Genomic DNA, 24,822 nt, shown 5'->3' on the forward strand with positions numbered 1-24,822 from the left:
CCCCCCCCCGCGGCCCGCCCCTCTTGCTCCGGCAAGCGGGGCGGGCCGCTCCGCATATCGGGCGTGACGGTCCGATTGTCGGGTCGTTACTCCGTTTAGGCCGCGAACGCGTGGCCGGGACGGAGGGGAACGATGCCGGTCAGTCCGTACACCAAGGAGCGCCTGGAGGAGGCCGCCGGCTCGTCGCGGACGATGTCCGAGGCGCTGCGCAAGCTGGGGGTGGATCCGCGGACCACGACGCGCCGCTACGTGCGCGAGCGCATGCGGAGGCTGGGAGTGGACACGTCGCACTTCCAGAGGGAGGGGACGCGGTGGACCATCGAAGCCCTCGAAGCCGCGGTGGCCGCGTCGACGAGCGTGAACGGCGTATTGCCGTATCTCGGTATCGAGCTCGTGGGAGGCCACCACACGAACATCACCCGCCGCATCAAGGCCCTCGGGATCGACACGTCGCACTTCGCACGGCCCTCACCCACCGGAGGCACCGCGCGGGGCAACCGTCGCAGACGCACGCCCGCGGAAGTCCTGGCCCCGGATTCGCCCCGTCGCATGCCCAGCGGTCTGCTCAAGCGAGCCATGACCGAACTGGGAGTGCGGGAGCAATGCGCGTGGTGCGGAACCGGGCCGCTGTGGCGAGGGCGTCCCCTGCCGCTGGAGGTCGATCACATCAGCGGCGACTGGCGCGACAACCGGATCGAGAACCTGCGGCTGCTGTGCCCCAACTGCCATGCGACCACGGACACCTACCGCGGCCGCGGCAAGGGGCGGCGGTCATGAGCGAGCCGCTCCGCTACACACGGGAACTCCTGTCGGAAGCCGCGGAGAACTGCGAGACCATCGGGGAGGTCATCGCCTTCGTCGGAGCACGCCCCTACCGCGATCTCCGCCGCCACCTGTTCAAGCGCTTCGATGACCACGGCATCGATGTCACCCACATTCCGCGCGCCCGCAGCGGGCCTCGCCCCAGGCCCACGCCGGACGAGGTCGGAAGAGCGGTGGCCGAGAGTACGTCGATCGCTGGGGCGCTGCGCGCCCTGGGGCGGCCGGAGAACAGCCGATCGCGCGCTCTGCTGCGGCAGTGGATCCAGGTAGACGGGTCCAGCACCGCCCATTTCCTCGGCCAGGCCCACCAGCGGGGCAGACCCGGGCCCACCCCCGTCAAGGCCGCCGCCGACATCCTCGTCAGGCACGACGGGCCGCATCGCACGAGAACCGCCCTGCTGCGCCGAGCGCTGCGCGAGGTCGGCGTACCCGAACTCTGTGCCGAGTGCGGAACCCCGCCCGAATGGCGCGGGCGGGCCATGACGCTGGAGGTGGACCACGTCAACGGTGACCGGCACGACGACCGGCGCGAGAATCTGCGCCTGCTGTGCCCCAACTGCCACGCGACCACGGACACCTGGTGCCGGGGCGGCCGCAGGGCTCTGTAGGGCGTCACGTGCGACATCACCTCACGTTCCGCCGTCGCCGCGTTGCCTATACGATGCTGGCAGCTCTGGCGGCCGTTGCTGAATGGTATAAGCGGAGGTTTTAGGTGCCTCTGGGCGGAAGCCCATGTGGGTTCGAATCCCATCGGCCGCACCAACCTTGCAAACGAAGGCTTGGATCTCGCCTCGCGGGACCCAAGCCTTCGCCGTAGGTACGAGCCTCAGCCCAGCAGTTCGCGCACCACCGGCGCCAGCGCCCGGAACGCCTCCCCGCGATGGCTGATCGCGTTCTTCTCCGCGGCCGAGAGCTCCGCGCACGTGCGGGTCTCGCCGTCCGGCTGGAGGATCGGGTCGTAGCCGAAGCCGCCGGAGCCCGCAGGGGCCGTGCGGAGGGTGCCGCGGAGCCGGCCCTCGACGACGCGTTCCGTGCCGTCGGGCAGGGCGAGGGCCGCCGCGCAGGCGAAGTGGGCCGCGCGGTGCGGGGCCGCGATGTCGCCGAGCTGGGCGAGGAGCAGCTCCAGGTTCGCGGCGTCGTCGCCGTGGCGGCCGGCCCAGCGGGCGGAGAAGATGCCGGGGGCCCCGCCGAGGACGTCCACGCAGAGCCCGGAGTCGTCGGCGACGGCGGGCAGCCCGGTGGCCCGGGCGAGGGCGTGCGCCTTGAGCAGGGCGTTCTCGGCGAAGGTGACGCCGGTTTCCTTGACGTCGGGAATCTCGGGATAGGCGTCGGCGCCGACGAGTTCGTGCGGGAGCCCCGCGTCGGCGAGGATCGCCCGCAGTTCGGTGATCTTGCCGGCGTTACGGGTGGCGAGGATGAGGCGGGTCATGGCGTCCAGTATCCCCACCACCCGGCCGCGGGCGCGGCCCCGCTACGGCGTGCAGACCTTCGTCAGCTCCCCCGCCGCGTCCGTGACGGGGCTGACGTCCGGTGTGGAGTCGCCGTTCTCGATGGCCTCGCGGACGTTGTCGACGGCCTTGTCGAGGTCGTCGACGGCCTTGTCGACGTCGGTGTCGTCGGTCTTCTCACCGATCTTGTCGAGGTTCTTGCCGATGTCGTCGAGGGCGCGGTCGGCCTCGGCGGGGTTGTCGGCCGCGTTCTCGGCGGCCTGCTGCAGGTCGGTGACGCTGTCGGCGATCACGTCCGCGGTCTGGACGCAGTCCATGGCCTTCGAGACGGCGTCGCAGCCGACGAGGCCGACGCCGGCCGGGACGACGATGAGAGCTGTGGCGACAGCGGTGGCGATACGGCGGTGGCGCGCGGCCATGGTTCGGTCCCTCCCCAGGGTACGGACGAGCGCACGGTTCTGCCCGTGCGCCCGTACTCGTAAGAACGTGCTGCGAGGGGGTATTGGTTGCCTCGCGCGGCCGACGTCGTCCCCCATCGCCTGCCGGTGCGGCTAGAGCGTGGCCTCCAGGGCCGCGCGCTGGTGGGCGGCGAGGTCGTCGCAGCCGGCGACGGCGAGGTCGAGGAGCGCGTTCAGTTCCTTGCGGTCGAAGGGCTCGGCCTCGGCGGTGCCCTGGACCTCGACGAAGCGGCCGTCGCCGGTGCAGACGACGTTCATGTCGGTGTCGGCGCGGACGTCTTCCTCGTAGCAGAGGTCGAGGAGCGGTTCGCCGCCGACGATGCCGACGGAGACGGCGCTGACGGTGCCGGTGAGGGGCTTGCGGCCGGGCTTGACGAGCTTCTTGCCCTGGGCCCAGGTGACGGCGTCGGCGAGGGCGACGTAGGCGCCGGTGATGGCGGCGGTGCGGGTGCCGCCGTCGGCCTGGAGGACGTCGCAGTCGAGGACGATGGTGTTCTCGCCGAGGGCCTTGTAGTCGATGACGGCGCGCAGGGATCTGCCGATGAGGCGGCTGATCTCGTGGGTGCGGCCGCCGATCTTGCCGCGGACGGCCTCGCGGTCGCCGCGGGTGTTGGTGGAGCGGGGCAGCATCGAGTATTCGGCGGTGACCCAGCCCTCGCCGCTGCCCTTGCGCCAGCGGGGGACGCCTTCGGTGACGGAGGCGGTGCAGAAGACCTTGGTGTCGCCGAAGGAGACGAGGACGGAGCCCTCGGCGTGCTTGCTCCAGCCGCGTTCGATGGTGATCGGGCGGAGTTGTTCGGGGGTGCGGCCGTCGATTCGAGACATGGCGTTGAGCCTAGCCTTTCAGCGGTCTGCGGGGTGCCGCCCGCCGTGGCTTCGCCCCTGGCCCCCCGGGGGCCCTCGCCGCCCCTCGCCCCCTCTTGCCGCCGGCCCTTGTCGCTGCCCTTGGTGGCGGTTGTCTCTTGCCGCCGTTCCTCGTTGCTGCCCTGGTGGCGGCTTCCTCTTGCCGCCGGCCCCCGTTGCTGCCCTGGTGGCGGCTTCCTCTGCGGTCGGCCCTCGTTGCTGCCCTGGTGGCGGCTTCCTCTTGCCGCCGGCCCTTGTTGCTGCCCCTGATCGCGCTGCGCGCTCGTCCTCAATCGCCGGACGGGCTCCATCATCGCGCTCCGCGCTCGTCCTCAAACGCCGGACGGGCTCCAATTCGGCCGCGGCCCGCGCGCGCCCCACACACCGGACCGGCTCGATCCCCCTGCCCACACCCGTCCTCACGCACCGGACCGGCCCGATTCCCCTCGCCCCTCGCACTCATCCCCACACACCGGACCGGCTCGATCACCAACTCGACCCGCACCCGTCCTCGCACACCGGACCGGCTCGATCCCCGCCGCGCCCGCACTCATCCCCGTACCCACCAGACCGGCCCGGCCCCACCCCTGCCCACGCTCACCCCCACACACCAAACCAGCCCCACCCCCGCTGCGCCCCCGGACTGGCTTGTCCCGTCCCCCTCGCGCGCTCGCGCGGAAGGCCCCCGCCGCGGCTTGCGGCGAGGGCCTTTCGGCGTGGGAGGGGTCAGGCGGTCACATCATGTCTTCGATGTCCGCGGCGATCGGGTCGGCGTCGGTGCCGATGACGACCTGGATCGCGGTGCCCATCTTGACGACGCCGTGGGCGCCGGCGGCCTTCAGGGCGGCGTCGTCGACCAGGCCGGGGTCCTTGACCTCGGTGCGGAGGCGGGTGATGCAGCCCTCGACCTCTTCGATGTTGTCGATGCCGCCGAGCCCGGCAACGATCTTCTCAGCCTTGGTGGCCATGGTGTTTCTCCCTGAGTTGCTTGTGGCGCGGGTCCGGGGTTCGCCCGGGAGCGCAGCCAGAGGACGCGGCCTCGACGCACCGTAGGTCCGCGTCGTCACGGTAACGCACGGTTGGACCATCTTCGCGGGCGGTTGCGGCAGTCGTGCCCAATGATGACGGTCATGGTGTCGGCCCGTTCCGGGGTCGGCACACCCACCGTGCCGTGACTGGTCTACACCAGTTTTCCACGACCGCCGACGACCGCCAAACCTGGCCCGTCCGGGAGGACGCCGATGAGTTCCGACGCCACCGCGGCGCCACGGAAGAAGTGGTGGAACGGCCTGTTCCAGGGCCTGCAGAAGATGGGGCGGAGCCTTCAGCTGCCCATCGCCGTCCTGCCGGCCGCCGGCATCCTCAACCGGCTCGGCCAGCCGGACGTCTTCGGCGACGACGGTCTGGGCTGGACGAACGTCGCCAAGGTCTTCGCCGCGGCGGGCGGCTCGCTCCTCGACTCCTCGCTCGGGCTGCCGCTGCTGTTCTGCATCGGCGTCGCGATCGGCATGGCGAAGAAGTCGGACGGCTCGACGGCGCTGGCGGCCGTCACCGGTTTCCTCGTCTACTTCGCGGTGCTCCGCGCCTTCCCCGACGACTGCCCCGAAGACACGACGTTCGGCGGCGCCGGGATGTGGGGCGGGGTCTGCGTCGCGGAGGACGGCACGGTCGCGCAGGCCGCGTACCAGAATCCGGGGGTCTTCGGCGGCATCGTGATGGGGCTGCTCGCGGCCTGGTTCTGGCAGCGCTACCACCGCGTGAAGCTGGTGGACTGGCTCGGCTTCTTCAACGGCCGCCGCCTCGTGCCGATCATCATGGCGTTCGTCGGCCTGGTCTTCGCCGGGCTCTGCGTCTGGATCTGGCCGCCGATCGGTGACGCGCTGACCAGCTTCTCCAAGTGGCTGGTGGATCTGGGGTGGCTGGGCTCGGGCATCTTCGGCGTCGCCAACCGCGCGCTGCTGACGGTCGGACTGCACCAGTTCCTCAATACGTTCGTGTGGTTCCAGTTCGGGGACTACACGAAGCCGGACGGCACGGTCGTGCACGGTGACATCAACCGTTTCCTCGCGGGCGACCCGACGGCGGGGCAGTTCACCTCGGGGTTCTTCCCGATCATGATGTTCGCGCTGCCCGCCGCGGCCCTCGCGATCACGCACTGCGCGCGCCCGGAGCGGCGCAAGGTGGTCGGCGGCATGATGCTCTCGGTGGGCCTGACGTCGTTCGTCACGGGGATCACCGAGCCGATCGAGTACTCGTTCCTCTTCATCGCCCCCCTCTTGTACGCGATCCACGCGGTGCTGACCGGCGTCTCGATGGCGGTGACGTGGGCGCTGGGCGTGAAGGACGGTTTCAGCTTCTCGGCGGGGCTGATCGACTACGTCATCAACTGGAGCCTGGCGACGAAGCCCTGGTTGATCATCCCGATCGGGCTCTGCTTCGCGGTCGTCTACTACTTCCTCTTCCGGCTGGTCATCACCAAGTTCGACCTGCACACGCCGGGCCGCGAACCGGAGGAGGAGTCGGAGGCGGAGGACAGGGCGCAGACCAAGGCCTGATCCGGCGTCCGGGCCCCGCCTTTGCCCTGGCCACCCCTGGCTACTCGGGCCGGCGCCCGACGGGGCATGACACCATGGGGCAGAGGCTTCCCCGCCGTAAGCGGAAGGTCCTCGGACTTCGGGTCCGAGGACCTTTCGTCTGCCATGTCGGGATATGGCCGACCCCACAGGAATCGCGGGTTCCTTACGTCACCTTCACCGTGCTACAACAGGTCTACACCAGTGAGTGGTGTAGACCACGGCGTGCTGTCCACCCCCAACTGTCCCCGACAGCGCCCGCACATGGAGGAAGTCATGAGTACGGCCACCGCCAAGGCGGCGCCCGCGAAGAAGCGGGGCTCCGGCCTGTTCCAGGGCCTGCAGAAGGTGGGCCGCAGCCTGCAGCTGCCCATCGCCGTTTTGCCCGCCGCCGGCATCATGGTCAGGCTCGGGCAGGACGATGTCTTCGGCAAGGACGGCCTCGGCTGGGACAAGGTCGCCGCGGTCTTCAACAACGCCGGCGGCGCGATCACCGGCTCCCTGCCGATCCTCTTCTGCATCGGCGTGGCCATCGGCTTCGCCAAGAAGTCGGACGGCTCCACCGCGCTCGCGGCCGTCGTCGGCTTCCTCGTCTACAGCAAGGTGCTGGAGGCCTTCCCGGTCACCGAAGCGGTGGTCAAGAAGGGCGAGGACGCTCCGGCGGTCTTCAACAACCCCGGTGTCCTCGGCGGCATCATCATGGGTCTGCTCGCCGCGGTGCTGTGGCAGAAGTACCACCGCACCAAGCTGGTCGACTGGCTCGGCTTCTTCAACGGCCGCCGCCTCGTGCCGATCATCATGGCCTTCGTCGGCATCATCGTCGGTGTCTTCTTCGGCCTCGTCTGGGAGCCCATCGGCCACGGCATCGAGAACTTCGCCGAGTGGATGACCGGCCTCGGCGCCGGCGGCTCCGCGCTCTTCGGCGGCATCAACCGCGCGCTGATCCCGATCGGCATGCACCAGTTCGTCAACACCATCGCCTGGTTCCAGCTCGGTTCGTTCAACGACGGCGGCGACGTCGTCCACGGTGACATCGCCCGCTTCCTCGCCGGTGACCCGTCCGCCGGTATGTACATGTCGGGCTTCTTCCCGATCATGATGTTCGGTCTCCCGGCCGCCGCGATAGCCATCGCGCACTGCGCACGCCCCGAGCGCCGCAAGGTCGTGATGGGCATGATGGTCTCGCTGGCGCTGACCTCGTTCGTCACCGGTGTGACCGAGCCGATCGAGTTCACCTTCATGTTCATCGCCCCGGTCCTGTACGTGCTGCACATCGTGCTCACGGCCATCTCCATGGCGGTGACCTGGGCGCTCGGAGTGCACGCCGGCTTCAACTTCTCGGCCGGCTTCATCGACTACGCGCTCAACTGGAGCCTGGCGACCAAGCCATGGCTGATCATCCCGATCGGCCTGGTCTTCGCGGCGCTGTACTACTTCGTCTTCCGGTTCGCGATCCTCAAGTTCAACCTCACCACCCCGGGCCGCGAGCCCGAGGAGGAGATCGAGGACCTCACGAAGGCGTAGCCCTCACCGCGTCACCTCGCACCGCAGGGGGAAGGCCCCGGAACCGGCTCGGTTCCGGGGCCTTCCCCCTGCGTCGTGCCGGGCGTCGTGCAGGTCCCGTACGGGTCAGATCTCGTACGTCGCACCCGGCGCCGCCAGGGCCACCGGCCCGGCGTACGCCGTTCGGGCGTCCGCCAGGTTGACCTGGGGGTCCGTCCATGGGGGGATGTGGGTCAGCACGAGGCGGCCCGCACCGGCGCGAGTGGCGCACTCGCCTGCCTCGCGGCCGTTCAGGTGCAGGTCCGGGATGTTCTCCTTGCCGTCCGTGAACGCCGCCTCGCAGAGGAAGAGGTCGGTGCCCGCGGCCAGGTCGTCCAGCGCGCCGCAGGTGCCGGTGTCCCCGGAGTACGTGAGGGACCTGCCGCCGTGCTCGACGCGGATCGCGTACGCCTCCACGGGGTGCCGCACCTTCTCGGTGCGCACCGAGAACGGGCCGATGTCGAACGAGGCGGGCTTGACCGTGTGGAAGTCGAAGACCTCGCTCATCGAGGACGCGGAGGGCGTGTCGGCGTACGCGGTGGTGAGCCTCTGCTCGGTGCCCTCGGGACCGTAGACCGGGATGGGGGCGCAGCGTCCGCCCTCGTGCCGGTAGTAGCGGGCCACGAAGTACGCGCACATGTCGATGCAGTGATCGGCGTGCAGATGGCTGAGGAAGATCGCGTCGAGGTCGTAGAGACCGACGTGGCGCTGCAGCTCGCCGAGGGCGCCGTTGCCCATGTCGAGCAGCAACCGGAAGCCGTCGGCCTCGACGAGGTAGCTCGAACAGGCCGAGTCCGCGGACGGAAACGACCCCGAGCAGCCGACGACGGTGAGCTTCATGAAGCTGGGACCTCCGCGCTGGCGTGGACTGACAAGGGAGCTGTGGACCGACAAGGGGAGCCGGGGGGTGCGGTCCGTCGAGCGTAAGGCGCAAAAGGCCTGGTCGCTCCTCCGCCGTGGGCCGTTGTGGGCGAACTCACCTGCGGTGTCACCGGTTCGGGGGGCGTACGGACGCAGTGGGGCGGCGTGAAGCGTGTGACCGGGGGTGTTGTCGGCCGGGTTGGTGTATGCGCAGGTGACCGGGGGTGGCGGGCGGTGCGGTGAGCGCGCCGGTACCGTCGGTGCCATGGACACGTCTTGGTGGCTCGCGCTGGCGGCCGTGGTGGTGCTCGCCGTGGTCGCCACGGTGGTGGACGGCTGGGGGCGCGGGGCCCGGAAGCGGAGTGCCCGGCCGCCGGGTCCTTCCCGGCCTCCGCGGGGGCCGCGGGGGCGGTTGCCCGCGCCGCGGCCGGCGGAGATCTGGTGGGCGCGGGTGCCGTACGAGGACGGGCCGGGGGCGAAGGACCGGCCCTGTCTGGTGCTCTCGGTCCGCGGTCAGCGGGCGCGCGTCGCGAAGATCACCAGCCGGTACCACGAGGAGCGGGCGGGGGTGGTTCCGCTGCCGCCGGGTTCGGTGGGCGACGCGCAGGGCCGCGCGAGCTTCCTGGAGACCGACGAGCTGCGCGACGTACCGCTGTGGGACTTCCGGCGCAGGGTCGGCACGGTGGACCCGGCGCTGTGGGACCAGGTCAAGTACCTGGCCAGGTGACGACGGCACCGGACGCACCGAAACATGCAACTGTTTCGGCCCGTCCCTCCGGCATTCACGCCAGAACCGGGCCGAGCCAAGCCCAGCCCGCCCGGCGTCCACGTCAAAACCGGACGAACCAAGACGTCCCAGCCCGCCCGGCGTCCACGCCAAAACCGGGCGGAGCCAACAGTTCAGCCCGTCCGGCGTTGGAGGACGAACCGGCGGAGCCGGTGATACGACCGCCGGTCAGCACCGGCACCGGAAGCGCCGACCGCCGGAAGCGTGCCCCCGTCCCCCCGGGCGGTCAAGCCCACAGCTGGCCCTGGAGCGTCTCGATGGCCGCCTCGGTCGTCGGCGCGGTGTAGACGCCGGTCGAGAGGTACTTCCAGCCGCCGTCGGCGACGACGAAGACGATGTCCGCCGCCTCCCCCGCCTTGACGGCCTTCCGGCCGACGCCGATCGCGGCGTGCAGGGCCGCGCCGGTGGAGACGCCCGCGAAGATGCCCTCTTGCTGGAGGAGTTCGCGAGTGCGGGTGACCGCGTCGGCCGAGCCGACGGAGAACCGGGTGGTGAGGACCGAGGCGTCGTACAGCTCGGGGACGAAGCCCTCGTCGAGGTTGCGCAGGCCGTAGACGAGGTCGTCGTAGCGCGGCTCGGCGGCGACGATCTTGATGTCGGGGTTCTGCTCGCGCAGGTACCTGCCGACGCCCATGAGGGTGCCGGTGGTGCCGAGACCCGCGACGAAGTGGGTGATGGAGGGGAGGTCGGCGAAGATCTCCGGGCCCGTCGTGGAGTAGTGGGCGCCCGCGTTGTCCGGGTTGCCGTACTGGTAGAGCATCACCCAGTCCGGATGCTCGGCCGACAGCTCCTTGGCCACGCGGACCGCGGTGTTGGAGCCGCCCGCCGCGGGGGACGAGATGATCTCGGCTCCCCACATGGCGAGCAGGTCGCGCCGCTCCTGGGAGGTGTTCTCCGGCATGACGCACACGATGCGGTAGCCCTTGAGCTTGGCCGCCATGGCGAGCGAGATGCCGGTGTTGCCGGAGGTCGGCTCCAGGATCGTGCAGCCGGGCGTCAACCGGCCTTCCTTCTCGGCCTGTTCGACCATGTGCAGGGCCGGCCGGTCCTTGATGGAGCCGGTCGGGTTGCGGTCCTCCAGCTTGGCCCAGATGCGGACGTCCGCCGAGGGCGAGAGCCGCGGCAGGCGTACGAGCGGCGTGTTGCCGACCGCGGCGAGCGGGGAGTCGTAGCGAGGCATCCCTGATCGGGCCTAGACCATGCCGCCGGCGACGGCCGGCAGGATCGTGACGCTGTCGCCGTCGGCGAGCTTCGTGGAGATGCCGTCGAGGAAGCGGACGTCCTCGTCATTGAGGTACACGTTCACGAAGCGCCGGAGCTTGCCGTCGTCGACGATGCGCGCGGCGATGCCCTCGTGCCGGGAGTCGAGGTCGGTGAGGAGCTCGGCGAGGGTGTCGCCGCTGCCCTGCACGGCCTTCTCGCCGTCGGTGTAGGTGCGGAGGATGGTCGGGATGCGGACCTCGATGGCCATGCTGAGGGCTCCTGTCGGGAGTCGAGAGGCGGGGAGTCGAGAAGCGGAGATTCGAGGAGTTCGGGGTGGCGGGCGCGCGTGCGGCGCCGGCCGGGGGTGCCGCGCGCGGTGCGGGCGTGCGGCGGCGCGGCCCCCGGGGCCGTGCGGCGGAACGGTTCAGCCGGAACAGATGGCGCTGGCGAGGCGGCACAGGTCGACGTGCAGCCGCGCCACGAGCAGCAGGGCGCTCGGCGTCTCTTCGCTCACGTCATGGGGAACCATGCGGTCATCGTATCGATTCCCGGTCCGGGTCCTGGAATGTGATCTCGTATCGCGGACGGTCGGTGTTCAGCATGCGGGCGCGCGCCACCCGGGAGGGGCTCTGCGGCGGGCTCAGTACGCCTCGACCACCCGCACCTCTTCCTCCGTGATCTCGCCGTCCACGATGCGGTACGAGCGGAACTGGAAGGGGCCCGCGTCGTCGGTGTCCGCGGTGGAGACGAGGACGTAGTGGGCGCCGGGCTCGTTGGCGTACGTGACGTCGGTGCGGGAGGGGTACGCCTCGGTCGCGGTGTGCGAGTGGTAGACGATCACCGGCTCCTCGTCCCGGTCGTCCATCTCGCGGTACAGCTTGAGCAGGTCGCCCGAGTCGAACTCGTAGAACGTGGGCGAGCGCGCCGCGTTCAGCATCGGGATGAACCGCTCGGGTCGGCCGGCGCCCGCCGGGCCCGCGACGACGCCGCATGCCTCGTCGGGGTGGTCCTGGCGCGCGTGCGCGACGATCTGGTCGTGGAGGGCCTGGGTGATGGTCAGCATGGGAGCCAGGATAAGCAGAGGGCCCGAACCGTACCGGAGTGTGGTACGGCCGGGCCCACATGCTGGACAACAGCCTCTGTGACCAGGCCTTTCGCGGCCAGGTCGGTCACGACCAGGTCAGGCAGGACCAGGTCGGCCGGGGTCAGTCCTTGGTGACGGGACCGCCGTCGGAGGAGGCGGCCACGCCGGTCTTGCGCTTGTTGAACGCGGCGGCCTGCGGGTTGCGCTTCTTGAGGACCAGGTAGGAGACGCCGAGGATCGCGGCCCAGAACGGGGCGGCGTACAGCGAGATCCGCGCGTCCTTGTCGATGCCCATCATCACGATGACCATGCCGATGAAGAGCAGCGCGAACCAGCTCGTGTACGGGGCTCCGGGCGCCTTGAAGGTGGACTGCGGCAGCTCGCCGCGGTCGGCCTTGCGGCGGTAGCGGATCTGGCTGCACAGGATCATGATCCAGGCCCACATGCCGGAGATGGTCGCGAAGGAGACGACATAGTTGAACGCCTCGCCCGGCCACTGGTAGTTGATCCAGACGCCGACCAGCATGAAGGCGGCCGAGGCCGTGGTGCCGATCAGCGGCAGGCCGTTCTTCGTGAGCCTGGTGAAGAACTTCGGGCCCTGGCCGTTGAGCGCCAGGTCGCGCAGCATGCGGCCGGTGGAGTACATGCCGGAGTTGCAGGAGGAGAGCGCGGCGGTGAGGACCACGAAGTTCACGATCGCGGCGCCGACGCCGAGGCCCATCTTCTCGAAGGCGGCGACGAACGGCGAGACGCCGGGCTGGAAGTGCGTCCACGGGACGACCGACAGGATCATGATCAGCGCGCCGACGTAGAAGACGGCGATGCGCCACGGCACGGTGTTGATGGCCTTGGGCAGGACGGTCTTCGGGTCCTTGGACTCGCCGGCGGTGACGCCGACCAGCTCGACGGCGAGGAAGGCGAACATCACGATCTGCAGCGTCATCAGCGTGGAGCCGATGCCGTTGGGGAAGAAGCCGCCCTGGTTCCACAGGTGGGCGACGGTCGCGGTGTCACCGGCGTCGGAGAAGCCGATGGTGAGGATGCCGACACAGATCAGGATCATGCCGATGATGGCGGTGACCTTGACCATCGAGAACCAGAACTCCAGCTCGCCGAAGAGCTTCACGGAGATGAGGTTCGCGCCGTACAGGATGACGGTGAAGACCAGCGCGTAGGCCCATTGCGGGAACGAGTCGTGGGTCCAGTACTGCATGTACTGGGCCGCCGCGGTGACTTCCGTGATGCCGGTGACGACCCAGAAGAGCCAGTACGTCCAGCCGGTCACGAATCCGAAGAACGGACCAATGAACTCGCGCGCGTACTCCGCGAAGGAGCCCGACACGGCGCGGTACATGAGGAGCTCGCCGAGCGCCCGCATGATGAAGAAGATGACGAGGCCCGCGATGGCGTACGCCAGGATGAGGCTGGGGCCCGCCTTGTGGATGGCCTTGCCCGCGCCGAGGAAGAGGCCGGTGCCGATGGCGCCGCCGATGGCGATCATCTGGATCTGCCGGGCGCCCAGACCGCGCTGGTAGCCCTCGCCCTCGCCGGAGGAGCCCTGGACGACACCATTGCCGCCGTGCTCGTCGTGATGCTCTTCGACCTGCACTGAGGTCATGGTGACGCCTTTCTCCATGCTGATCCGCGCCGCTTCCTGCGGTGTGCCGCGGATCAGGTCCTGATCCCCCCGGATATGGATGGAGTGCTACCGACGGTCTGCCGGCCCGAGCGCCCCCGGCGACATGGGTGGCGTCGCCGAGCGGTCGTGAAGATTTATCACGGTGGCAACAGTGAGGGAATGAGCCACTTGTGGCACACACCACAAGGAAAAGCGGACAAGATGCCACACATGCGGGTGAAAGTGGGCAACGACTTGACGCGATCGTTATCCGGATTTGAGCATCCGATGAGCGAACGGCCCGCCGCGTGAACAGAAGCTGTCCACTACAACAACTTTTGCTGCATTCTGCACCGAACTCGCGTCGGACCTAGTTCATCAACGTCCCGACCAGCGTCTCCTGCAATCCGCCCAGCCAGAGGTAGGCCATCACCATCGGCTTGCGCGGGTCGGAGTCGGGCAGCCGGTACAGCAACTCGGCGTCGTCCTCGTCGGCGACTTCCAGCCGCGTGCCGATCGCGAGCCGGAGGTCGTTGAGGGCTCCGAGCCAGTTCCGGGACTCCTCGACCGTCAGTTTCAGGACAGTTTCGCCCTCGCCCGCCGACATCGCCGCGTCGAGCGAACGGATCACGACGAGGGCGTCGTCCCGCTTCTTCGCCCGCAGGTCGTTCTCCGTGAAGCGGCGGAACTCGGACGAATAGGCGCGCAGCTCGTCCTCGTCCCCGGCCTCGCTGCCGGGCCCGCCGTACGCGTCGGGCAGCAGGCGCCGCATCACCGGATCGGCCGGCGGCTCACTCGGGCCCTCCGCGAACAGCTCGGCGAGGGGGTCGTCCGACGGCTCGCCGCCCGGCCCGGGGCCGATCAGCTCCAGGAGCTGCACGGCGAGGGAGCGGATGATCGAGATCTCGACCTCGTCGAGCGCGACGGCCGCGCCGCCCCCGGGGATCGGTTCGAAGTGTCCTGGCATCAGATGCGTCGCTGCTTCCGGTCCGTCCGCCGCCGACGGGTCCGCCCGTCCGCGGTCCCCGCCCTCACGGCCCTCACTTGCGGTCCTGCTGGAGCGTGGCCCACAGGCCGTACCCGTGCATGGCCTGCACGTCGCGCTCCATCTCCTCGCGCGTGCCGCTGGAGACGACCGCCCGGCCCTTGTGGTGCACGTCCATCATCAATTTGTCGGCCTTGTCCTTCGAGTACCCGAAATAGGTCTGGAAGACGTACGACACGTAGCTCATCAGATTGACCGGGTCGTTGTGCACGAGCGTGATCCAGGGAACGTCCGGCTCGGGGGCGACGTGCGCCTCTTCGTCCGATTCCGGGCGGGTGATCTCTGCGGGAGCCGTACTCACATGGCCCATGCTGCCACCCCGGAGGGCCCCTCGCACAAACGGGCCCGGGAAATCGTCAAAGTGACGAGATGCGGGTAGCATCCTTCGTATGAACACAGCGGACCTAGGGCTGCCGGTGGATGTTCCGTCGACGGCGCTCTTCACGGACCAGTACGAGCTGACGATGCTGCAGGCCGCGCTGAAGGCGGGCACCGGCGACCGGCGCTCGGTCTTCGAGGTCTTCACCCGCAGGCTGCCCGAGGGGCGGCGCTACGGCGTGGTGGCCGGAACGGGCCGGGTGCTCGACGCCGTCGAGAACTTCCGCTTCGACGCCGGCGTGCTGGGCTTCCTGCGCGAGCGGAACATCGTCGACGAGACGACGCTCGCCTGGCTCGCCGACTACCGCTTCACCGGCGACATCTGGGGCTACCCCGAGGGCGAGGTCTACTTCCCCGGCTCGCCGATCCTGCGGGTCGAGGGGTCCTTCGCGGAGTGCGTGCTCCTGGAGACCGTGATCCTCTCCATCCTCAACCACGACTCGGCGATCGCCGCCGCCGCCTCGCGGATGTCCTCCGCCGCCGGCGACCGCCCGCTGATCGAGATGGGCGCCCGCCGCACCCACGAGCTGGCCGCCGTCGCCGCCTCCCGCGCCGCCTACGTCGGCGGCTTCGCGACCACCTCCGACCTGGCCGCCGGGTTCCGCTACGGCATCCCGACCGTCGGCACCAGCGCCCACGCCTTCACCCTGCTGCACGACAACGAACGGGACGCCTTCCGGGCCCAGGTCGACTCGCTCGGCCGCGGCACCACCCTGCTCGTGGACACCTACGACGTGACCGAGGCCGTCCGGATGGCCGTCGAGGTCGCGGGGCCCGAGCTCGGCGCCGTGCGCATCGACTCCGGGGACCTGCTCCTCGTCGCCCACCGGGTGCGCCAGCAGCTCGACGACCTCGGGGCGACGGAGACGAAGATCGTCGTGACGTCCGACCTCGACGAGTACGCCATCGCCTCGCTCGCGGCGGCGCCCGTGGACGCGTACGGCGTGGGCACGCAGCTCGTCACGGGCTCCGGGCACCCCACGGCCTCGATGGTCTACAAACTGGTGGCCCGCGCGCACTCGGCGGAGCCCGGGGCCCCGCTCGAACCGGTGGCGAAGAAGTCGCTGGGCGCCAAGAGCTCCATGGGTGGCCGGAAGTGGGCGGCGCGGCGCGAGGACGCGTACGGCGTGGCCGAGGCCGAGGTGATCGGCACCGGAGCCGTGCCGGACGGGCTCGTCGAGCACCAGCTCCAGGTCGAGCTGGTCAAGGGCGGTGAGGTGCTCGCCCGTGAGCCGCTGGACGCGGTCCGCGACCGGCACGCCGCCGCGCGCGCCCGGCTGCCCCTGTCGGCGACGCAGCTCTCGCGGGGCGAGGCGGTCATTCCCACCGAGTACGTCTGAGTCCCTCTTCCCGCAGGGCACACGCAGTCTCTACGCTCGTAGTCTCTCCAGCAGAAGGAATCCGCCATGCGCCGCGCGCTGATCGTCGTAGACGTCCAGAACGACTTCTGTGAGGGCGGCAGCCTCGCGGTCGCCGGTGGCGCCGACGTGGCCGCCGCCATCACGGAGCTGATCGGGCAGGCCCCGGCCTGCTACCGGCACGTGGTGGCCACGCGGGACCACCACGTCGACCCGGGGGCGCACTTCTCCGACCACCCCGACTACGTGGACTCCTGGCCGCCGCACTGCGTGGCGGGCACGGAGGGCGTCGGGTTCCACCCGAACTTCGCTCCCGCCGTCGCCTCCGGCGCCATCGACGCCGTCTTCGACAAGGGGGCGCACTCCGCCGCCTACAGCGGGTTCGAGGGGGTCGACGAGAACGGCCTGTCCCTGGCGGAGTGGCTGCGGTCGCGGGAGATCACCGAGGTGGACGTGGTGGGCGTCGCCACGGACCACTGCGTGCGGGCCACCGCGCTCGACGCGGCCCGGGAGGGGTTCGGGACCACCGTGCTGCTCGACCTGACCGCGGGGGTCGCTCCCGCGACCACGGAAGCGGCTCTGGTCGAGCTCCGCTCCGCGGGGGTCGAGCTCACGGGCAAGCCCGTCGTGTGACCGCCTCGGGGCCCGGCCCGGTCCGGCGCTTGAGCGCCCGCACCGGATGCCACAGCTCCCGCGCGTCGTCCGGGGCCGTGCGCCATATGAGGCCGTCCGGGTGGTGCAGGACCGCCGTGACCTCGTCCGGGGTCGGGGGCGCCGCGTTGCCCCGGAGGTAGACCGCCCGCAGGCCGAGGTTGCGGACCCGGGTGAGGGCCCTGGCGCGGTTGACGGCGTGGACGATCACCCGGACCGCGCCGCCGCGCGGCGCGGGTCCCGGCAGGGTCAGCGCCACCACCACGCTGCCGTTCGGCAGCTTGCAGAAACCTCCTGCGGACATCCCCGGTCACACCCCTGTCAATAAGAGAACCACACGACGCACCTAAACACGATCGGCCGCCGCCCGCTAGAGGGCGACGGCCGATCATGGTTTGACCTGCGGAAACGCTACTTACTTCGTGGAGGGGCCGACCTGGACCGTGATCGTCGAGCCGTCCTTGGGCTGCTCGAGGATCTTGATCCGGGTGTTGGTGTCAGTGACCTTGACACTTCCCGTGGGGTTCTCCTTGTACCAGTAGGTGCCCTTGTGGTCGTCGAAGACCGAGACACCCTTGCGCTTCAGGAGCTTCAGCGGCACGTCCGCGTTGTGGAGCGTGAACGAGTCGGTGCTGTACTTGCTGAACGGCGCGTCGTACGGCTGGATCTTGTTGCGGAGGAGCGTGCCGTCCTTCCACTTCATCGGCTTGGCGTGGGCGTCCACCGGAAGGATCAGACCCTGGCCCGGGTGGGCGCTGGTGTTGTTGTCCTTCTGCGAGGTGTCCCACTGCCAGACCATCAGACCGGTCTGGTACGGGTAGTGCTCGACCCAGTCCGGACGGGACTTGGAGAAGCCGAAGTTGTACGGGCCGACCTCAAGGGTCTTGTCGTACGACACGTACTGGCGGTTCTCGGCCAGGTAGTACTGGTCGTACTTCTTGGTGAAGGACTCGCCGATGCGCGAGAAGCCCTTCGACGTCCAGCCGTTGTCGTCGCCCTCGGCGCCGTCCTCGAAGACCTTCGCGCCGTCCGCGGTGACCGCCAGGGCGTCGGCCGCGAAGCCCTTGCCGCCCGCGCCGCCGTCGGTGGCGTAGCGGAAGCGGATGTCGATCTTCTTGCCGGCGTAGCCGTCGAGCGGGAAGGCCAGCTTCTTGTACGCGCCCGAGACACCGGTCAGCGCGGGCTTGTCACCGGCGTCGCGGGTGATCGGCTTGCCGTCGGCGGTGCCGTCCACCGGCGTCCAGTTGGCGCCGTTGTCCGTCGAGACCTCGGTGTAGAGGTAGTCGTAGTTGGCCTCGATGTCCCACCAGCCCTGGAGCGACAGCTCGGCCTTGGACTTGCCGGTGAGGTCGACGGAGCGCGTCAGGGTGTTCTTGAGGTCGTCGCCCTGGTCGCTCCACCACTGCTTGGAGCCCTCGGCGGGCTTCACGACGGTGGTCTTGACGGACTTCTTCGGCAGGTCGACGACGAGCGCCTGGCGGTGCCGGGTGTTGTACGCGGAGACGCCCAGCTTGTGCTCGGACTCCGTCGCGGCCTTCGCCTTGGCGTAGTCGAGCCAGCCCAGCTGGAACTTGTCCCAGGCGGTCATGTCGCCCGGCATGTCACCGATGGCGTCCTTGCCGGTGCCGAGCCAGGAACCGGCCGACATCAGCGACCAGAAGCCGACCGAGTTCTCCCCCTTGCCCGAGGTGTCGTACAGGTCGGGCAGGCCGAGGTCGTGGCCGTACTCGTGGGCGAAGACGCCGAGGCCGCCGTTCTCCGGCTGCATCGTGTAGTCGCCGACCCAGATGCCGGTGTCGCCGATCTGCGTGCCGCCGGCCTTGTTGTTGCCGGGGCCGGTCTTGCCCGCGTCGTTGCCGTAGGCGTACCAGCGGTGCGCCCACAGGGCGTTCTCGCCCTCGGCGCCGCCGCCGGCCGACTCGTCCTCGCCCGCGTGGACGATCTGGAAGTGGTCGATGTAGCCGTCGGACTCGTTGAAGTCGCCGTCGTTGTCGAAGTCGTAGCGGTCCCAGAGGTCGTACTTGGCCAGGTCCGCCTTGATCTGCGCGTCCGTGCGGCCCTGGGCCTTCTGGTCCTTGGCCCAGGCGCTCACGCCGTCCTTGACCGCGTCCCAGACGTTCGGGCAGTTGGTGTCGCCGCAGTAGTTCGAGCCGTAGCGGGCCTCGTTGTAGTCGACCTTGACCCAGTCGGAGACCTCGCCGTCGACCGAGTAGCGGCCGGAGGAGGTCTTCTCGTAGTAGGTCTTCAGCGAGTGCTTCTGCTTGCCCTTCTTGTCCTTGCCCTCACCGAAGTACAGGTCCTGGAAGTGGGCGCGGTCGTAGTCCTTCTGCCAGGCCGTGCTGTTGTCCTTCTTGCGGTCCGGCTTGGCTATCTTGTTGTGCAGCGGGCCGGGCTTGCCGCCGTACTTCTTGACCGGCGCCTCGGGGCCCTCGGGGCCGTCCGGGTCGTACATGGTCGTGTCGTCGACCTTGTCCCCGAACTCGACGAGGATCGTGAAGATCTTGTCGGTCTTCTCGCGGCCCAGCTCGACGTACTTCTTGTCGTCGAGCTTGACGACCTGGGAGCCGCCCCGCTTCTGCACCTTGGCGTCGCCCGCGACGACCTGCTGGAGGGCCGCCTTGCGCTGCTGCGCCTGCTGCTTGCTGAACGGACCTTCGAGGTCGTGGTCGACGTGCGCCTTCGGGCGCGCAGGGTCCTGCCGGTCGACGGCGGGCGCCCCGGAGGGGCTCCCGTCCCCCGGTGCGGCCGTGGCCGTGCTCGCCGAGTAGGTGGCGGCGGCAGCGGCCACCGCCACGGCCACCGCCGCGGCTCTGAACGTCCGTGTTCTCGTTGTCACTTGATCTGGTTCCTCCCCACGCGCCCGCGCGAATGGCGGACCGAAATCCCGGTCGGAGGAGGTCCGCGCGCGATGTACGCGTCACAAGTGACGACATTCGACCGGAAGTACGGGAGAAAAGACAGACCTTGACTTGAACAGGCCAAGTGCACTATGCAGTCCCGCGCATCCGGTATGCGGACAGGACGCGCCCCCCACGGGCAAGGCCAACGGGCGCGCCCGCCCGTCCACTTGGTGGACGCCATGAACCCGTGCGCCCCCCATGCTCCGGCACCGTGGGTTAGGTCACGCTTACCGCCCGTTCCCGTAGGGCATGCAGCGTCATAGAGTCAATCGACGGTGCGTCACAGCGCGCGGCGGCACATCCCAAGTCGCCACCGTCGGGCCCCCTTTGATTCGTGTACAGCCGTACCCACATCCACCTTCACCCCCGTGGTCAAAAGCCTGGGGGACCCCTGCCGAGGACGGATCACGTCATGCCTCGTCCCATGCCACGTCCGACCACCGCACAGATCGCCTACGGATCGCTGACCGTCGTCTTCTCCACCCTCGCCATGCTGCTGCTGTCCCGGACCGACTCGGGCGCCGGTGTCGCGGTGATAGCCCTGGCCGCGCTCGGCCTCGGCCTGCTGGTGGCGATGACGGTCCCGCAGCCCCGGCCGGTGGCGCCCGCCGTGCGCACCGTGCCCGCGGCCTCCCCCGCCGAGCGGCGCGCCCCCGTGCTCGCCGAGTCCGTACGCGAACCGGCGGGCCCGTAGTCCACGGACCCGCCGGCGGGGGACGCCACCGCATGAGCAGAGCTACGTGCTGACCACCACCGTCTTCGCGGCCTTGTCGTGCAGGCCCTGCTTGTAGGGCTTGTCGAAGAAGCTCCAGCCGCCGCAGATCGCCGTCCAGATGCACGCACAGCAGAAGGCGAACGGCAGCCAGAGCACCGCTGCCCTGGCCAGCGCCGTCTGCATGCTCGGGGTCGCGCCGTCGTTGAGGTTCGCGACGCGCATCCCGAGCCACTTCTTGCCGAGCGTCTGCCCGGTCCTGGAGATCATGAAGGTGTCGTAGGCGATGTAGAGCACGGCGGCCAGCAGCGACTGGCCGAACGAGCGGCCCGAGTTCACCTCGTCCGGGTCGATGTCGTACTCGGACGTGCCGAACGCCCAGGACAGCAGGCCCACGACGATGCCCACCAGAATCATGTCGATGATGCGGGCGAGCACACGCTTTCCGCTGTCGGCCAGGGGCGGCATCCCGGCGAGGGGGTCCTGGCCGCCGTAGCCTCCCGGCCCTCCGCCGTAGGGCCCACCGTCGCCCGGCCCCGGAGGGACGCCCCCGTAAGGCGCGCCGCCGCCCGGCGGCGGGGTGTCGTAGGGGGAACCGCCGCCGGACGGTGGCGGCGTGTCGTACGGGGAGCCGCCGCCGGGCGGTGGCTGGCGCGGCGGCTGTTTCCTGAACGGGTCGCTGTCGTCGCCCGGTGGCGGCGGGTACTGCGGCGGTTCGGTGCTCATGGCCCGAGTCGACCGCCTCGGCCCCCGCTCCGCATCCGGCGAGCGGCTGACCGGGTTACCCGCCGTTCCACGTGGGGTCCGGCCGCGATCGGCGTATCCGCTCCCCGTACGGACGGCGTGCGGCCGACGGGGGCCCGCCCCGAGGTCAGCCCGCCACGAACGTTCCTGCCGCCTTGTCGTGCCAGCACTGCCGCCACGGGCGGTCGAAGAGGCACCACAGGACACCGACGACGCCGATGACCAGGACGCCCGGCACGCTGTACACCAGCCAGCGCCGCAGCGCCGCCCGGAGGGTCGGCGTCTCGTGCTCCTCGATGTCCCGCACCTCGATCCCGCACACCTTCTTGCCCAGGGTGCGGCCCCACTTGGCGGTGGGCAGCGCCTCGTACACGACGCCGAAGAGCAGCAGCACGGCGAGGACGATGCCGAGGTGGCCCGCGGTGGTGCCGTCGAGCAGCCAGACCGTGGTCTTCTCCCCCGACAGCTTCGCCGCGTCGATCTTGCCGTCGATGTGGTCCGCCGCGTCGGCGCCGAGCGGCAGCGCCGCCGCTCCGGTGACCGCGGCGAGGACGGCGGTGTCGATGAGCCGCGCCGCGAAGCGCCTGCCGAGCCCGGCGGGCCGTGCCGACGCCTGGGCCCGTGCCGCCGCGAGGAACGGGTCCTCGGTCACCGGCTTCCACGGCAGGACCGGCTGCGCCTCGCCCGGGGCGGCGGGGCCCGAACCGGCGAGCTGGTGCACCTGCTGCGCCCACGAGGCCGACCCGCCGCCGGGCCCCGAGGTGACGGGCGCCGGGGCGCCGCCCTGCTGCGGGACGTGCGGCTGCGGCGCGGCGGGAGCCTGCTGCGAGGCCGCGGCCTGGGGCGGCACGGAGGCCTGCGGAGCCGACGCCTGCGGGGCGGCCGCCTGGGGCGGCACGGAGGCCTGCGGGGGCGTCGGCTGCGGCGGCGTCGCGGGCGCGCCCCGCTCTGCCCCGCCGTGGCCGCCGGCGCGGATCGCCATGGTGCCCTCGGCGCCCGGCGAAGCGGCGGGCGTGGACCCGGCGGCCGGCCGCGCCGGTCCCGACGGGCGGCGGAACGTCACTGTGCCCTCGCCGGTGGGCGGCTGCGCGGAACCGGGCGCGGCGTCGCCCGGCTTGACGGCGCGGAGGGTGACGGTCCCCGGGTTGCTCCCGTCCTCGCCCGGCTCCGGCTGCCCGGCGGGCTCCGGGGGCTTCGCCGTCCCGGCGCGCGGCGCGGGCTCGCTCGGCACACGCGGGTCGGGCTGCCCCGGGGCGCCCCACGCGACGCGGCGCTCCTGCTCCGCGCCGAGGCCGTCCTGCCGGGTGGCGTCGGCCTGCCAGGCGGTCGCGGGCTCGGGGCGCGCGCCGTGCCGTCCGGCCTCGGGGTCCTGCTGGGCGGGCCGTTCGGCGGGGGCCGCCGGGGGCTCCTCGTCGAAGAAGTGCGGGCCCGTCTCCTCGACGGGGTGCGCGACCGCGGCCGTCGCGCCGGGCGGGACCGGCAGGGGCTCACCGTCGGACGGCGCGGGACGGCTCGTACCGGGCACCCAGGCGGCACCGTTCCAGTACCGGACATATCCGGGAATGGACGGGTCGGGGTAGTAGCCTTCGCGGGGCCTGTCGTCGCCTGGGGCCGGAGTAGGGGCGCTCATGTCCGTCGTCCCGTATCTGTTCGGGGGTCTGTTGAGAGGTCCACATCTATCAGACCTCCGTATCCCCACGGGCGGCTCCCGTCCTACGGATCACCTTCCGGGCACGCTCCCCACACGACCCCCACGGGCTCCGCACGCCCCGCGCCACCGCCTCCTCACGCCCGTCCGGAGAAAAAATCCGCGTACTCGCGTAACGCTTCGGCGATCTGGCGCTCTCCACTCGTACGGGTCCGTTCCAGGACCCCGTACCGCGAAAGGAAGCGCACCGACATGCACTCCGTGGTGGAACGCGAACTCGAACTCAAACTGGTCGTGTCACCGGGGCAGGCCGTGCCCGTCCCGGCCCGGCTCACCTACCGCACCGACGATCCCTACGCCGTCCACATCGTCTTCCACATCGGTTCCGAGTGCCCGGTGCGCTGGACGTTCGCCCGCGAGCTGCTCGTGGAGGGGGTGTTCAGGACGTGCGGCCACGGTGACGTGCGGGTATGGCCCTCGAAGGTGGACGGGCGCGGGGTCGTCATGATGGCGTTGACCTCGCCCGACGGCGAAGCCCTCCTGGAGGCTCCGGCGTCCGCCGTGTCCGCCTGGCTGGAGCGCACCCTGCGGGTGGTCCCCCCGGGTTCTGAGGGCGAGCGGCTCGGTATCGACAGCGGCCTCACCGAGCTGCTCGCTCCCACTTCGGGCCGCGCGGACGAGCGGTGGCCGCGGGAGCCGTGGCCCTCGGACGAGTCCACGGACGGGTGAATCTGTCCCGCCGTCACGGGGGCGGCGGGGCACGTCCTCAGAACAGCTTGCCGGGGTTGAGGAGCGAGTGGGGGTCGAAGGCCGCCTTGACGGCGCGCTGCATCTCCACTCCCACCGGGCCGATCTCGCGCGCCAGCCATTCCTTCTTCAGCACCCCGATGCCGTGTTCGCCGGTGATCGTGCCGCCGAGTTCCAGGCCGAGGGCCATGATCTCGTCGAAGGACTCGCGGGCGCGCCTGCCCTCGTCGGGGTCGGCCACGTCGAAGCAGACGGTGGGGTGGGTGTTGCCGTCGCCCGCGTGCGCGCAGACCCCGATGGTCAGGCCGTACTTCTCGCCGATGCGTTCGACGCCGTCGAGCATCTCGGCGAGCTTCGAGCGCGGCACGCACACGTCGTCGATCATCGTGGTGCCCTTGACGGCTTCGAGTGCGGTGAGCGCGAGCCGCCGCGCCTGGAGCAGCAGTTCCGACTCGGCGGCGTCCTCCGCGGGGACGACCTGGGTGGCGCCCGCGGCCTCGCAGAGCGCGCCGACGGCGGCGAGGTCGGCCGCGGGGTCGGGGGTGTCGAAGGCGGCGAGCAGGAGCGCCTCGGTGGTCTCGGGCAGGCCCATGTGGGCCAGGTCGTTGACGGCCTTGACGGTCGTGCGGTCCATGAGTTCGAGCAGGGAGGGGACGTGACCGCCCTCCATGATCGCGCAGATGGCGTCGCAGGCGGCCCTCGACGAGCCGAACTCGGCGGCGAGGACGAGCTGTTGCGGCGGCTGCGGCTTCAGGGCGAGGACGGCGCGGACGACGATGCCGAGGCTGCCCTCGGAGCCGACGAAGAGGCGCGTGAGGTCGTAGCCGGCGACGCCCTTGGCGGTACGCCGTCCGGTGCTCATGAGCCGTCCGTCGGCGAGGACGACGTCGAGCCCGAGGACGTACTCGGCCGTGACCCCGTACTTCACGCAGCACAGGCCGCCGGACGCGGTGCCGATGTTCCCGCCGATGGTGCACGTCTCCCAGCTGGAGGGGTCCGGCGGGTAGTGGAGGCCGTACTCGGCGACGGCTCGGGAGAGCGTGGCGTTGACGACGCCCGGTTCGACCACCGCGGTCCGGTCGACGGGGCTGATCTCCAGGATGCGGTCCATCTTGACGAGGGACAGCACGATGCAGCCGTCCGAGGCGTTGGCGGCGCCCGACAGGCCCGTCCGGGCGCCCTGGGGCACCACGGGGACGCGCAGTTCGGTGGCGGTGCGCATGACGTGCTGCACCTGTCCGACGGTGCGCGGCAGCACCACGGCGGCGGGCACGCCCGCCTCGCAGAAGCTCGCCATGTCGTGGGAGTACGCGGACGTGACGTCCGGGTCCGTGAGGACGGCCTCGGCGGGCAGGCCCTCCTGGAGGAGTGCGACGAGGTTGCGGCTCATGATCACAGCC

General features: G+C 70.5%; 26 protein-coding genes and 1 tRNA gene. 10 read left to right on the forward strand and 17 right to left on the reverse strand.

Translation table 11 applies throughout. The features are described 5' to 3' along the window. Window positions 1–132: 132 nt before the first annotated feature. The 3 genes from DCW30_RS06450 to DCW30_RS06460 all read left to right on the forward strand — a co-directional run bounded on the left by DCW30_RS06450 (window position 133) and on the right by DCW30_RS06460 (window position 1,584). The gene (locus DCW30_RS06450; RefSeq protein WP_076685952.1) at window positions 133–777 is read left to right on the forward strand and encodes an HNH endonuclease; all 645 of its coding nucleotides are present in this window, start codon (window positions 133–135) and stop codon (window positions 775–777) included. After that, window positions 774–1,430 carry an HNH endonuclease gene (locus DCW30_RS06455; protein ID WP_076685951.1) on the forward strand — a complete coding sequence of 219 codons (657 nt, stop codon included), beginning with the start codon at window positions 774–776 and terminating at the stop codon, window positions 1,428–1,430. Before DCW30_RS06450 ends, DCW30_RS06455 begins: the two co-directional genes overlap by 4 nt. 68 nt (window positions 1,431–1,498) lie before the next feature. Then, window positions 1,499–1,584, forward strand: a tRNA-Leu gene (locus DCW30_RS06460). Window positions 1,585–1,648: 64 nt separating this feature from the next. On the opposite strand, the gene rdgB is transcribed toward DCW30_RS06460, so the two are convergent. From rdgB to DCW30_RS06480, 4 genes are all read right to left on the reverse strand, one after another. Further along, entirely contained in the window at window positions 1,649–2,251 is a 603-nt protein-coding gene (gene rdgB, locus DCW30_RS06465; protein WP_076689266.1) for an RdgB/HAM1 family non-canonical purine NTP pyrophosphatase, read from the reverse strand. Window positions 2,252–2,293: 42 nt separating this feature from the next. After that, complete coding sequence (locus tag DCW30_RS06470) at window positions 2,294–2,689, reverse strand: prefoldin domain-containing protein (protein ID WP_062776263.1); 396 nt, start codon at window positions 2,687–2,689, stop codon at window positions 2,294–2,296. Window positions 2,690–2,821: 132 nt separating this feature from the next. Beyond that, window positions 2,822–3,553 (reverse strand): ribonuclease PH, encoded by a 732-nt coding sequence (rph, locus tag DCW30_RS06475; RefSeq protein WP_062776261.1) that lies wholly within the window; start codon window positions 3,551–3,553, stop codon window positions 2,822–2,824. 752 nt (window positions 3,554–4,305) lie between these two features. After that, window positions 4,306–4,659, reverse strand: coding sequence for a PTS sugar transporter subunit IIB (locus tag DCW30_RS06480; protein ID WP_257788604.1), 354 nt, complete (start codon window positions 4,657–4,659; stop codon window positions 4,306–4,308). Between the two features lie 153 nt (window positions 4,660–4,812). On the opposite strand from DCW30_RS06480, the gene DCW30_RS06485 reads away from it, so the two are divergent. Continuing rightward, entirely contained in the window at window positions 4,813–6,126 is a 1,314-nt protein-coding gene (locus DCW30_RS06485; protein WP_062776257.1) for a PTS transporter subunit EIIC, read from the forward strand. Window positions 6,127–6,420: 294 nt separating this feature from the next. Continuing rightward, window positions 6,421–7,668: a PTS transporter subunit EIIC gene (locus DCW30_RS06490; protein WP_062776255.1), complete on the forward strand. Its 1,248-nt coding sequence runs from the start codon at window positions 6,421–6,423 to the stop codon at window positions 7,666–7,668. A 105-nt stretch (window positions 7,669–7,773) separates the two neighbouring features. Here the strand turns inward: DCW30_RS06490 and DCW30_RS06495 are convergent, their stop codons facing one another. Then, window positions 7,774–8,526, reverse strand: a complete 753-nt coding sequence (locus DCW30_RS06495) for an MBL fold metallo-hydrolase (protein WP_076685949.1) — start codon at window positions 8,524–8,526, stop codon at window positions 7,774–7,776. 286 nt (window positions 8,527–8,812) lie between these two features. Between DCW30_RS06495 and DCW30_RS06500 the strand changes: the two genes are divergently transcribed. After that, window positions 8,813–9,274: a type II toxin-antitoxin system PemK/MazF family toxin gene (locus DCW30_RS06500; RefSeq protein ID WP_062776250.1), complete on the forward strand. Its 462-nt coding sequence runs from the start codon at window positions 8,813–8,815 to the stop codon at window positions 9,272–9,274. 286 nt (window positions 9,275–9,560) lie between these two features. Here the strand turns inward: DCW30_RS06500 and DCW30_RS06505 are convergent, their stop codons facing one another. The 7 genes from DCW30_RS06505 to clpS all read right to left on the reverse strand — a co-directional run bounded on the left by DCW30_RS06505 (window position 9,561) and on the right by clpS (window position 14,594). Continuing rightward, window positions 9,561–10,514, reverse strand: coding sequence for a PLP-dependent cysteine synthase family protein (locus tag DCW30_RS06505; RefSeq protein WP_076685947.1), 954 nt, complete (start codon window positions 10,512–10,514; stop codon window positions 9,561–9,563). A gap of 12 nt (window positions 10,515–10,526) precedes the next feature. Continuing rightward, complete coding sequence (locus DCW30_RS06510; protein WP_062776246.1) at window positions 10,527–10,805, reverse strand: MoaD/ThiS family protein; 279 nt, start codon at window positions 10,803–10,805, stop codon at window positions 10,527–10,529. A 156-nt stretch (window positions 10,806–10,961) separates the two neighbouring features. Beyond that, window positions 10,962–11,066 (reverse strand): putative leader peptide, encoded by a 105-nt coding sequence (locus tag DCW30_RS38075; RefSeq protein WP_324611537.1) that lies wholly within the window; start codon window positions 11,064–11,066, stop codon window positions 10,962–10,964. 111 nt (window positions 11,067–11,177) lie between these two features. Continuing rightward, a complete protein-coding gene (locus DCW30_RS06515; RefSeq protein WP_062776244.1) occupies window positions 11,178–11,600 on the reverse strand; it encodes a M67 family metallopeptidase in 423 nt (140 codons plus the stop codon). A 142-nt stretch (window positions 11,601–11,742) separates the two neighbouring features. Further along, complete coding sequence (locus tag DCW30_RS06520) at window positions 11,743–13,239, reverse strand: amino acid permease (protein WP_076689262.1); 1,497 nt, start codon at window positions 13,237–13,239, stop codon at window positions 11,743–11,745. Between the two features lie 370 nt (window positions 13,240–13,609). Further along, on the reverse strand, window positions 13,610–14,206 hold the full coding sequence (locus DCW30_RS06525) for a DUF2017 domain-containing protein (protein ID WP_062776242.1): 597 nt from the start codon (window positions 14,204–14,206) through the stop codon (window positions 13,610–13,612). 73 nt (window positions 14,207–14,279) lie between these two features. Further along, window positions 14,280–14,594: an ATP-dependent Clp protease adapter ClpS gene (clpS, locus tag DCW30_RS06530; protein ID WP_062776238.1), complete on the reverse strand. Its 315-nt coding sequence runs from the start codon at window positions 14,592–14,594 to the stop codon at window positions 14,280–14,282. Window positions 14,595–14,673: 79 nt separating this feature from the next. Here clpS and DCW30_RS06535 point away from each other — a divergent pair, with 79 nt between their 5' ends. Both DCW30_RS06535 and DCW30_RS06540 read left to right on the forward strand, forming a co-directional pair. Then, the gene (locus tag DCW30_RS06535) at window positions 14,674–16,002 is read left to right on the forward strand and encodes a nicotinate phosphoribosyltransferase (protein ID WP_062776235.1); all 1,329 of its coding nucleotides are present in this window, start codon (window positions 14,674–14,676) and stop codon (window positions 16,000–16,002) included. Window positions 16,003–16,068: 66 nt separating this feature from the next. Beyond that, window positions 16,069–16,653, forward strand: coding sequence for an isochorismatase family protein (locus DCW30_RS06540; protein ID WP_076685945.1), 585 nt, complete (start codon window positions 16,069–16,071; stop codon window positions 16,651–16,653). Here DCW30_RS06540 and DCW30_RS06545 read toward each other — a convergent pair. Together DCW30_RS06545 and DCW30_RS06550 are read right to left on the reverse strand one after the other, a co-directional pair. Continuing rightward, complete coding sequence (locus DCW30_RS06545; RefSeq protein ID WP_062776231.1) at window positions 16,631–16,975, reverse strand: hypothetical protein; 345 nt, start codon at window positions 16,973–16,975, stop codon at window positions 16,631–16,633. The two genes, DCW30_RS06540 and DCW30_RS06545, sit on opposite strands and share 23 nt — an antisense overlap. Window positions 16,976–17,086: 111 nt before the next feature. Beyond that, window positions 17,087–19,507, reverse strand: a complete 2,421-nt coding sequence (locus DCW30_RS06550; RefSeq protein WP_076685943.1) for an immune inhibitor A domain-containing protein — start codon at window positions 19,505–19,507, stop codon at window positions 17,087–17,089. A gap of 488 nt (window positions 19,508–19,995) precedes the next feature. On the opposite strand from DCW30_RS06550, the gene DCW30_RS06555 reads away from it, so the two are divergent. After that, window positions 19,996–20,265, forward strand: a complete 270-nt coding sequence (locus DCW30_RS06555; RefSeq protein WP_076685941.1) for a hypothetical protein — start codon at window positions 19,996–19,998, stop codon at window positions 20,263–20,265. 42 nt (window positions 20,266–20,307) lie between these two features. On the opposite strand, the gene DCW30_RS06560 is transcribed toward DCW30_RS06555, so the two are convergent. Together DCW30_RS06560 and DCW30_RS06565 are read right to left on the reverse strand one after the other, a co-directional pair. Next, the gene (locus DCW30_RS06560; protein ID WP_076685939.1) at window positions 20,308–21,009 is read right to left on the reverse strand and encodes an RDD family protein; all 702 of its coding nucleotides are present in this window, start codon (window positions 21,007–21,009) and stop codon (window positions 20,308–20,310) included. Window positions 21,010–21,154: 145 nt separating this feature from the next. After that, complete coding sequence (locus DCW30_RS06565) at window positions 21,155–22,657, reverse strand: RDD family protein (RefSeq protein WP_119271275.1); 1,503 nt, start codon at window positions 22,655–22,657, stop codon at window positions 21,155–21,157. Window positions 22,658–22,927: 270 nt separating this feature from the next. Here DCW30_RS06565 and DCW30_RS06570 point away from each other — a divergent pair, with 270 nt between their 5' ends. Continuing rightward, entirely contained in the window at window positions 22,928–23,404 is a 477-nt protein-coding gene (locus tag DCW30_RS06570; RefSeq protein ID WP_076685937.1) for an SsgA family sporulation/cell division regulator, read from the forward strand. Between the two features lie 37 nt (window positions 23,405–23,441). Here the strand turns inward: DCW30_RS06570 and DCW30_RS06575 are convergent, their stop codons facing one another. Then, window positions 23,442–24,812 carry an FAD-binding oxidoreductase gene (locus DCW30_RS06575; RefSeq protein ID WP_076689260.1) on the reverse strand — a complete coding sequence of 457 codons (1,371 nt, stop codon included), beginning with the start codon at window positions 24,810–24,812 and terminating at the stop codon, window positions 23,442–23,444. Window positions 24,813–24,822 lie beyond the last annotated feature (10 nt).

Source organism: Streptomyces alfalfae, assembly GCF_004127445.1.
Classification (GTDB): domain Bacteria; phylum Actinomycetota; class Actinomycetes; order Streptomycetales; family Streptomycetaceae; genus Streptomyces; species Streptomyces alfalfae.